The sequence below is a fragment of the Allobosea sp. CER48 genome, from assembly GCF_044752385.1.
Lineage (GTDB): Bacteria > Pseudomonadota > Alphaproteobacteria > Rhizobiales > Beijerinckiaceae > Allobosea.
In genome coordinates, this window is record NZ_JBIWYK010000102.1 from 1 (window position 1) to 8,572 (window position 8,572).

The 8,572-nt window shown below is 67.5% G+C and carries 8 protein-coding genes; all 8 read right to left on the reverse strand.

The genetic code is table 11. The features are described from left to right. Nucleotides 1-34: 34 nt before the first annotated feature. Nucleotides 35-1,468: an NAD-dependent succinate-semialdehyde dehydrogenase gene (locus ACIPIA_RS06115; RefSeq protein WP_400507659.1), complete on the reverse strand. Its 1,434-nt coding sequence runs from the start codon at nt 1,466-1,468 to the stop codon at nt 35-37. A gap of 257 nt (nt 1,469-1,725) precedes the next feature. Continuing rightward, nucleotides 1,726-2,544, reverse strand: a complete 819-nt coding sequence (locus ACIPIA_RS06120) for an aspartate dehydrogenase (protein WP_400507661.1) — start codon at nt 2,542-2,544, stop codon at nt 1,726-1,728. Continuing rightward, complete coding sequence (locus tag ACIPIA_RS06125; RefSeq protein ID WP_400507663.1) at nt 2,541-3,665, reverse strand: alpha/beta hydrolase; 1,125 nt, start codon at nt 3,663-3,665, stop codon at nt 2,541-2,543. Before ACIPIA_RS06125 ends, ACIPIA_RS06120 begins: the two co-directional genes overlap by 4 nt. Before the next feature lie 154 nt (nt 3,666-3,819). Further along, nucleotides 3,820-4,521, reverse strand: a complete 702-nt coding sequence (locus tag ACIPIA_RS06130; protein ID WP_400507665.1) for an ABC transporter ATP-binding protein — start codon at nt 4,519-4,521, stop codon at nt 3,820-3,822. Next, the gene (locus ACIPIA_RS06135; RefSeq protein ID WP_400507667.1) at nt 4,521-5,288 is read right to left on the reverse strand and encodes an ABC transporter ATP-binding protein; all 768 of its coding nucleotides are present in this window, start codon (nt 5,286-5,288) and stop codon (nt 4,521-4,523) included. Before ACIPIA_RS06135 ends, ACIPIA_RS06130 begins: the two co-directional genes overlap by 1 nt. Further along, nucleotides 5,285-6,307, reverse strand: a complete 1,023-nt coding sequence (locus ACIPIA_RS06140; RefSeq protein WP_400507669.1) for a branched-chain amino acid ABC transporter permease — start codon at nt 6,305-6,307, stop codon at nt 5,285-5,287. Before ACIPIA_RS06140 ends, ACIPIA_RS06135 begins: the two co-directional genes overlap by 4 nt. After that, complete coding sequence (locus tag ACIPIA_RS06145; protein WP_400507670.1) at nt 6,300-7,214, reverse strand: branched-chain amino acid ABC transporter permease; 915 nt, start codon at nt 7,212-7,214, stop codon at nt 6,300-6,302. The genes ACIPIA_RS06140 and ACIPIA_RS06145 overlap by 8 nt, the downstream gene beginning before the upstream one ends. Nucleotides 7,215-7,407: 193 nt before the next feature. Further along, on the reverse strand, nt 7,408-8,529 hold the full coding sequence (locus ACIPIA_RS06150) for an ABC transporter substrate-binding protein (RefSeq protein ID WP_400507672.1): 1,122 nt from the start codon (nt 8,527-8,529) through the stop codon (nt 7,408-7,410). Nucleotides 8,530-8,572 lie beyond the last annotated feature (43 nt).

Consider the following 8,572-nt stretch of genomic DNA (forward strand, 5'->3'; position numbering starts at 1 on the left):
TCCGGCTTTCCGGGCGGGGTTGTCGGGCCCGGCCCTAGATCGTCATGCGGTGCGAAAGCGTCTTGACGGTCATGTAGTGCGCCAGCCCCTCGGCGCCGCCCTCGCGCCCATAGCCGCTGTCCTTGACGCCGCCGAACGGCACCTCCGCGACCGACGCCTCCAGCGTGTTGATCGAGACATTGCCGGCCTCGATACCCTCGGCAATCTGGTCGGCGCGGGCAGCCGAGTGAGTGAAGCCGTAGGCCGCGAGGCCGAAGGGCAGGGAATTGGCCTTCTCGATCGCTTCCTCGACGGTACGAACCGGGTTGATGATCGCCATCGGCCCGAAGGGCTCCTCGCGCAGGGCGCGGGCAGCATCCGGCAGTTCCGAGAGAATGGTGGGCGGGAAGAAATAGCCGCGGTTGCCGAGGCGTTCGCCGCCGGTCAGCACCCGCCCGCCGCGAGCACGCGCATCGGCGGTCAGCGCTTCCAGTGCCTCGATTCGGCGGTGGTTGGCGACGGGGCCCATCTCGGTCCGGGAGTCGAGGCCGTTTCCGACCGTCACGGCCTGTGCCTTCGCGACGAACGCCTCGGTGAAGCGCTGGTAGATATCCTGCTGCACGAAGAAGCGGGTCGGCGAGGTGCAGACCTGGCCGGCATTGCGGACCTTGCGCGTGGCCGAGAGATGGGCGGCGGCGACGGGATCGACGTCGTCGCAGACGATGACCGGGGCATGGCCGCCGAGTTCCATGAGGACCGGCGTCATGTGCCGCGCCGCGAGTTCCGAGAGATGCTTGCCTACCGCGGTCGAGCCGGTGAAGGCGACGAGGCGGGTCTGCGCCTGCGGGATGAGGTAGCCGGAGATCTTGGCAGGCACGCCGAAGACCAGGTTGAACACGCCCGGCGGGACACCGGCATCGTGAAGCGCGCGGGCGATGTGGAGCGCGCCGGCGGGCGTCTCCTCCGCTGCCTTGATGATGATCGAGCAACCGGCGGCCAGCGCCCCCGCGATCTTGCGGCAAGGCTGGCTCATCGGGAAGTTCCAGGGCGAGAAAGCCGCGACCGTGCCGACCGGCTGGTGCGTGACGATGTAGCGGATCCCGGGTTCGCTCGGCACGACACGGCCATAGGCACGCTGGCCTTCCGCCGCATCCCATTCGAAGAACTCGCAGCCCCGGACCACTTCAAGCCGCGCCTGTGCCAGCGGCTTGCCATGCTCCAAGGTGATCGAATGGGCGATCTCCTCGACACGCTCGCGCATCAGCGCCGCAGCCTTGAGCATGATCTCGGCGCGGATGCGCGGCGCCGTGCGGCTCCAGACCCTGAAGCCCGTGTCGGCCGCGGCGAGCGCATCGTCGAGATCGGCGTGGGAGGCGAGGGGCACTGCGCCGATGACGCTCTCATCGGCCGGATTGATCACCGGCTGCTCTTCCGCCGTCTTCCGCCAGGCACCGCCGATATAGAGCTTGAGATCGGGATAGGTCGTCATGAAAGCCTCGGCTGGCGGTGCGTTCAGCGGTCCGTTCGGATTGTTTCCGCCATTCTCAGCAGGACCATAGGTGGCGGGTCATTCTGTGATCCAGTCGGCTAAATCAGATAAATTCAGATCGTTATGCTTATGAATTGGCCGGGCTTTCCGCATGCGTCGTTCTCGGGCGAAGCGAAGCTTCGCCCCGAAGGCCTCAAGACCGTAGAGCGCTGGTTTCCCGGATGCCCGGAGCAAGCCCGGGCATGACGGAGAGGAATCTAGCGCACCAGCGTGTGCACGCGGTTCTCGATCAGTCTGACCAGTCCCAGCGCCGTCATCTCGGAGGATTTGGGATTCGTGGCCAGCGGCCGGTTCTCGATGGCGATATCGAGCTTGCCGAAGGCGCCGCGGGCGCTGAGCTGGTGGCCGTTACCGCCGGCAGCGGGGTCGGCAACGAGCTCGACGCGGGTGCGGTCGAGCCCGATGCCGGCCAATGCCGAGATCACGGCGACATTGGCGTTCTGCGGGAAGCGGGAGGCGGCCTCGCGGGCGGTGCCGGAGAAGAAGGCGGTCGGCTCGGTGATCACATCGAGCGCGAGCAGGCTCTCGGCCGCAGTCCCGCGCCAGGCGGCCGGCGGCTTGACGATGCGGTGGACGACCTCGTCGAGCGGCAGCAGGGAAGCGGCCGCGATGCCGTCGATGCCGGCGAGCGCGCCCGGCGGGATCAGGATCTGGCTGCCCCTGCTTTCGGCGGCGGCGATCAAGCGGTCAAGCAAAGCGTCGTCGCAGAAGGCGCTGGTCGAAGCGACGGCGAAGGCGGCGGCATGAGCAAGCGCCGTCTCGCCCCAGATGCCGACGGCCTCGCGCCCGGCAGCCTCGACGATGAGATCGAGGTCGAGACCGGCGAGCTCGCCGGGTGTTGTGATGAGCTGAGCGCCGGGCGGGATAGCGCCCGCAGCCGCCCGATTGCGAACGGCGATGACGGCAACGGCGATGTCGCCGCGACCGCGTTCGGCCAACAGCTCCGCGACGCGGCGGTTGATCGCGCCCCAGCCGATCAAGGCGAGGCGCAGCGGCTTGACGGGATGTCTCGTCATGAGTCTTTCGCCGTTTGCAGGGCGAGATCGAGCAGGGCGCCCCCGTTCAGGCCTTCCAGCATGGCGAAGTGATGGCCCGGGCAGATCAGCGGGGCAGGCGCCTGCCAGGCGGTGGCGAGGGCGACCGATTGCGCCTTGAACGCATCGCTCTCGCCTGCGCCGACGGCGAAAGCGATCCGCGCCGTTCGCGGGCGCGGCTGGGCGATCGGGCTGAGCCGGATCGTGCGTTCGGCATCGTCGAGGCCGAGCAGGCGGCCGAGCGGAAGATGCCCGAGCGGCTTCAGGTCGTAGAGGCCGGAGAGCAGCAGCGCCGAGGCGATGGGCGGCGCATCCGGCGCACAAAGCGCCATCGCCGCGAGATGGCCGCCGGCGGAGTGACCGGAGATGTGCAGGCGGTCGGCATCGAGGCCAAGCGCTTCGGCTTCGCGCACCAGGAACTTCAACGCGGCGACGCTCTGGGTGATGCTCGCTTCCAGCGGGGTGTCCGGCGCCAGCCCGTAATTCGGCATCGCGACCGCATAGCCGGCGTCGAGCAGCCCTTTCGCGAACTGCGCGTGCTGGACCTTGTCGGAAGCCTGCCAGTAGCCGCCATGGATGAATACGAAGATCGGCGCGCGCGCCACGCCGGCCGGGCGATAGAGATCGAGCGTTTCGAAGCGGCCGGGCCCAAAGGCGAGATCGGCAGCGCCCCGGCTGTCGCGGAAGGCCGCGCCATCGCGGCTCCATTGCCGAAACAGCGCCTTCATGTCGGCCTGCAGGCGCGGGCTGTACTGGCGGCCGAGCTCTCGCAGCGGGTAGCCGTCGACGAGCACCTCGGGCCGCGCCTGCGGGGTGACGTGCCGGGCGCGGATCGTCAGCCCGGGCCTGGGCGCGGGACGCAGTGAGATCGGCGGGCGAAAGCCGGCGAAGGTCTCGCGATAGGCCAGTTCGACGATATGCCGGGAGAGATGGAAGGCTTCGGGCCGATCCGTTTCCCAGACCATGTCATGCAGATGGTGCGGGCCGCAGCCGGCCGCGACCAGCCCGGCGAGTATGTCGCCGAGCGTGTCGCGCAGCGCCTCGGCCGGGTCGGTGCCGGCGCTGTGCGCGACGATCTCGTGCAGTTCGGTTTCAGACGCCATTCAACAGTTTCCTGAGCGCTCATCCTGAGGAGCCATTCCGGAAGGAATGGCGTCTCGAAGGATGTTCCAGCAGGTTCCGGAGCCCTTTGAAGCATCCTTCGAGACGCCGCTGCGCGGCTCCCCTGGATGAGGGCTGCATATCTTCGATGGATCGTCAGACGCCGACATAGCGATGCACCAATTCCGCATTGTCAGCGAGGTCGGTGCTGGAGCCCGACCAGACCGTGCGGCCCTTCTCGATGATGTAGTGCCGGTCGGCGATGCGCTTGAGCACATTGATGTTCTTGTCGATCAGCAGGATCGACTGCCCCTGCGCCTTCAGCGCCTCGATGCAGCCCCAGATTTCGGCGCGGATCACCGGCGCCAGGCCTTCGGTCGCCTCGTCGAGGATGAGGAGCTTCGGATTGGTCATCAGCGCCCGGCCGACCGCGAGCATCTGCTGCTCGCCGCCCGACAGCGTGCGGGCGGACTGGCCGGCGCGTTCCTGCAGGCGGGGAAACAGGGCATAGACCCGCTCCAGCGTCCAGGGCGAGGAACGCTTCAGCCGGTTCGAGGCGGTGGCGACGAGGTTCTCGCGGACGGAGAGCGTCGGGAAGACCTGCCGGCCTTCGGGCACGAGGCCGATACCGCAGCGGGCGATCTTCTCGGGTGCGATGCCGCGAACGTCCTGGCGCTCGAAGCGGATATCGCCGCCCTTCGGCGCGAGCAGGCCCATGATCGAGCGCACGGTCGTGGTCTTGCCCATGCCGTTGCGGCCGAGCAGCGTCACGACCTCGCCCTCGGCGATATCGAGCGCGACGTCGAACAGGACCTGGCTTCGGCCATAGGCCGATTGCAGATTGCGAACGCTCAGCATCAGGCGTCTCCCTCGCCGAGATAGGCGGTGCGGACCTCCGGATTGTCACGGATCTCGTCGGCCGTTCCGGTCGCGATGACGCGGCCATAGACCAGCACGGAGATGCGGTCCGCCAGAGCGAAGACGGCTTGCATGTCGTGCTCGACCAGCAGCATGGTGACGCGGCCCTTCAGTGCGGAGAGCATCGCGACCATCTGCTCGCTCTCGGCATGGCCGAGCCCTGCCATCGGCTCGTCGAGCAGGAGCAGCCGCGGTTCGCAGGCGAGAGCGATGGCGAATTCGAGCTGCTTCTGCTCGCCATGGGAGAGATCGGCGACCTTGACTTCGGCGCGATGGCTGAGACCCGCGGTGGCGAGGTGCTGGCGGGCACGTCCGCGCAGGCCTTCGTCGCGCCGGGCATTGCCGAAGAAGCGGAAGCTGTGGCCGTCATGGGCCTGCACGGCGAGCGCGACATTGTCGAGCATCGTGAAGTCGGGCAGCAGCTGGTTGATCTGGAAGGTGCGGGCAAGCCCGCGCTCGACGCGCTGCGGTGTCGACAGGGCGCCGATTTCTTCGCCCGAGAGCGTGATCGCGCCTTCGTCATGGGTCAGCTCGCCGAAGAGCTGGGTGAGCAGCGTGGTCTTGCCGGCGCCGTTGGGGCCGATCAGCGCATGGATCTCGCCGTCGCGCACGTCGAGATCGACGCCGTCGGTCGCGACGAGCCCGCCGAAACGCTTGCGCAGGCCGCGCACCGAGAGCAGCGCGGATGCCGTGTCCGTGGCGGTCATGGCGCGCTCCTGCCGAGGCCGAGGCGGGAGAGCAGGCCGTTGAGCCCTCCCTGCGTGAAGAGCACGACGAGGAGCAGGATCGGGCCGAGCACGAGCTGCCAATGCTCGGTCCAGCTCGTCAGCACGGTCTCGAGGATGACGAGGGCTGCGGCTCCCAGCAACGGGCCGAGCAAGGTGCCGACGCCGCCGAGGATGACCATGATCATCAGCTCGCCGGACTTGGTCCAGTGCAGCATGTCAGGGCTGACGAAGCGCAGGTAGTTCGCCATCAGCGCGCCGGCGAGACCGGCGCCCATGCCGGAGATGACGAAGGCGGCAAGCTTGTAGCGATAGGGCGCGATGCCGATCGCGGCCATGCGTCGCTCGTTCTGGCGGATGCCGGCGAGCACCATCCCGAAGCGCGAGCCGACGATGCGCCAGAGCAGCAGGAAGACCAGCGCGGCGATGGCGAGGCAGATGAAATAGAACGTCGTGTCATCGCGGGTGTTGAGATCGAACAGCGCGTTGCGGCGGCGGATCGTCATGCCGTCGTCGCCGCCATAGGCCTTGAGCGAGACGAAGAGGAAGAACAGCATCTGCGCGAAGGCGAGCGTGATCATGATGAACTGCACCCCGCTGGTGCGCAGCGAGAGCGCCCCGATTACGCAGGCAAAGAGGCCGGCGACGAGGATCGCTGCGGGCAGAGTCACCAGGAGCAGGTCCGTACCGGGGATGAAGCCGAGGAAGAGCCCGCCATCGACGGCTGTGCGGTAGAGGATGCCGACGGCATAGCCGCCGATCCCGAAGAAGGCGGCATGGCCGAAACTGACCATGCCTCCGAAGCCGAGCGCGAGGTTCAGGCTGGCGGCGGCGATGGCGTAGATCAGGACGCGCGTCGCCAGCGGCACCAGTGCGGGCTGGCCGATCGCCTTGACGACGAAGGGCAGCGCGACCAGCGCGGCGGCGAGAACGAGCAGCGCGATGGCACGGCCCAGCGCGGGCGACGTGGTGTCCGTGCGGGTGAGGGCTTCGTCAGACATGGGCGGGGAACAGTCCCTTGGGGCGCACCAGCAGCACGATCGCCATCAGCAGGTAGATGCCCATCGAAGCCAGGCCTGCGCCGAGCGCATCGGCCTCCGAACCCGTCATGACATGGCGCAGCAGGCCGGGCATGAAGGCGCGCAGCGAGGTATCGACGAGGCCGACGATGAGTGCGCCGAAGAAGGCGCCGCGGATCGAGCCGACGCCGCCGATCACCACCACGACGAAGGTCATGATCAGGATCTGCTCGCCCATGCCGACCTGTACTGCGAGGATCGGCCCGGCCATCAGCCCGGCGAGGCCGGCAAGCAGCGCGCCGAGCCCGAAGACGGCGGTGTAGAGAAGGCGGATATCGACGCCGAGCGCACGGACCATCTCGCGATGGGTAGCGCCGGCGCGCACCAGCATGCCGACGCGCGTGCGGTTGATCAGCAGATAGAGCCCGAGCGCAACGAGCAGGCCGACCGCGATGATGGCGAGGCGATAGACCGGGTAGGTCAGGCCGGGCAGGAGCTGCACCGAGCCGTTCAGCGCGGGGGGCACCGAGACAAAGAGCGGCTGGCGTCCGAACAGCAGGGTCACGCTCTGGTTGAAGATCAGGATGAGCGCGAAGGTCGCCAGCACCTGGTCGAGATGGTCCCGCGCATAGAGCCGGCGCAGCACGACCAGTTCCACCACCATGCCGATGACGGCGGCGGCCGCGAGGCCGGCCAGCACGGCGACGAGGAAGGAGCCGGTCTGTGCGGCGGCGAAGGCGGCGGCATAGGCGCCGACCATATAGAGCGAGCCATGCGCGAGATTGATCACGCCCATGATGCCGAAGATGAGCGTCAGCCCGGCAGCGAGCAGGAACAGCATCACGCCGAACTGCACGCCATTGAGCAATTGTTCGAGAACGAGTGTCATTGTCGCTGAAGGTTAAACTGCGCTGTTTTCGGATAGAGGCACTGGCGTTATTCCAGTTCGGTCATGCACGCCCTTGTGGCGAGCACCCACGTCTCGAGCACGACCTGCGACCAGCGAAGGCGTGGATGGTCGGGACAAGCCCGACCATGACGGCAACTGTCGCGGGCCGGCCGGGCCTGAGCCCGCTATCGGCTCAGAGCTTGCAATCCTTGGCGTAGACGTCGCTGTGATTGCTCAGCACCTTGCCGGTCGTCTTCAGGATCGGCGTGCCGTCGGCAGCCTTCTCGACCTTGAGAGCGTACCAGTCCTGCACCGGGTGCTGGTTCGGGCCGAACTTGAAGGCTCCGCGCACGGACTGGAAGTCCGCCTTGGCGAGCGCCTTGCGCAGCGCGGGCACGTCGGCCTTGCCGCCGGTCGTCTTGAGCGCCGAGGCTATGGCGAGCGCGGTATCGTAGCCCTGGCTGGCATAATAGGTCGGCACGCGGTTGTAGGCCTTGGTCCAGGCCTCCATGAACTTCTTGTTCGCCGCGTTGTCGAAGTCGGTGTTCCAGTGGGCGGTGACGCTGAGGCCGAGCGCGGCGTCGCCGACCGCCTTCAGCGTGGTGGCGTCGAGCGAGGGCTCGGCCAGCACCATCGGGACTTTCCCGAGCAGGCCGGCCTGCTGGTACTGGCGTAGCAAGGCGATGCCGAGGCCGCCTGGATGGAACTGGAAGACGACGTCCGGATTGGCCGAGCGGATCTGCGCCATCTCGGGGGCGAAGTCCGTCTGGTCGAGGCGGGTATAGACCTCGCCGACGACCTCGCCCTTGAACAGCCGCTTGAAGCCGGTCAGCGCATCCTTGCCGGCCTGGTAGTTCGGGGCGAGGATGAAGGCCTTCTTGTAGCCGAGATTGGTGGCGTACTGGCCGGCGCTCTCGTGCAGGCTGTCGTTCTGCCAGGCGACGACGAAGTAGTTCTCGTTGCACTCCTTGCCGGCAAAGTTCGAAGGCGCGGCGTTGGGGCTGACATAGAGCGCGCCGGAATCGACGATATCCGGCACCGTGGCGCCGGCGACGTTCGAGAACACGATGCCGGTCATGATCTTGATGCCGTCGGTCTTCAGCATCTTCTCGGCGATCTGCTTGCCCTGGCCGGGCTTGAGCGCGTCGTCCTCGACGACGAGCTCTACCGGCACGCCGCCGAGCTTGCCGCCCTCCATCTCGATGGCGAGCTTGAAGGCGTCGCGGATGTCCTGGCCGAGATAGCCGCCGGGCCCCGAAAGCGTCGTGATCATGCCGATCTTGACGGGCTGCTGGGCGAGAGCGGTGGAGGCCATCAGCAGCGATGCCAGGCCGAACGAGGCGGCCAGTCCTGTCGTC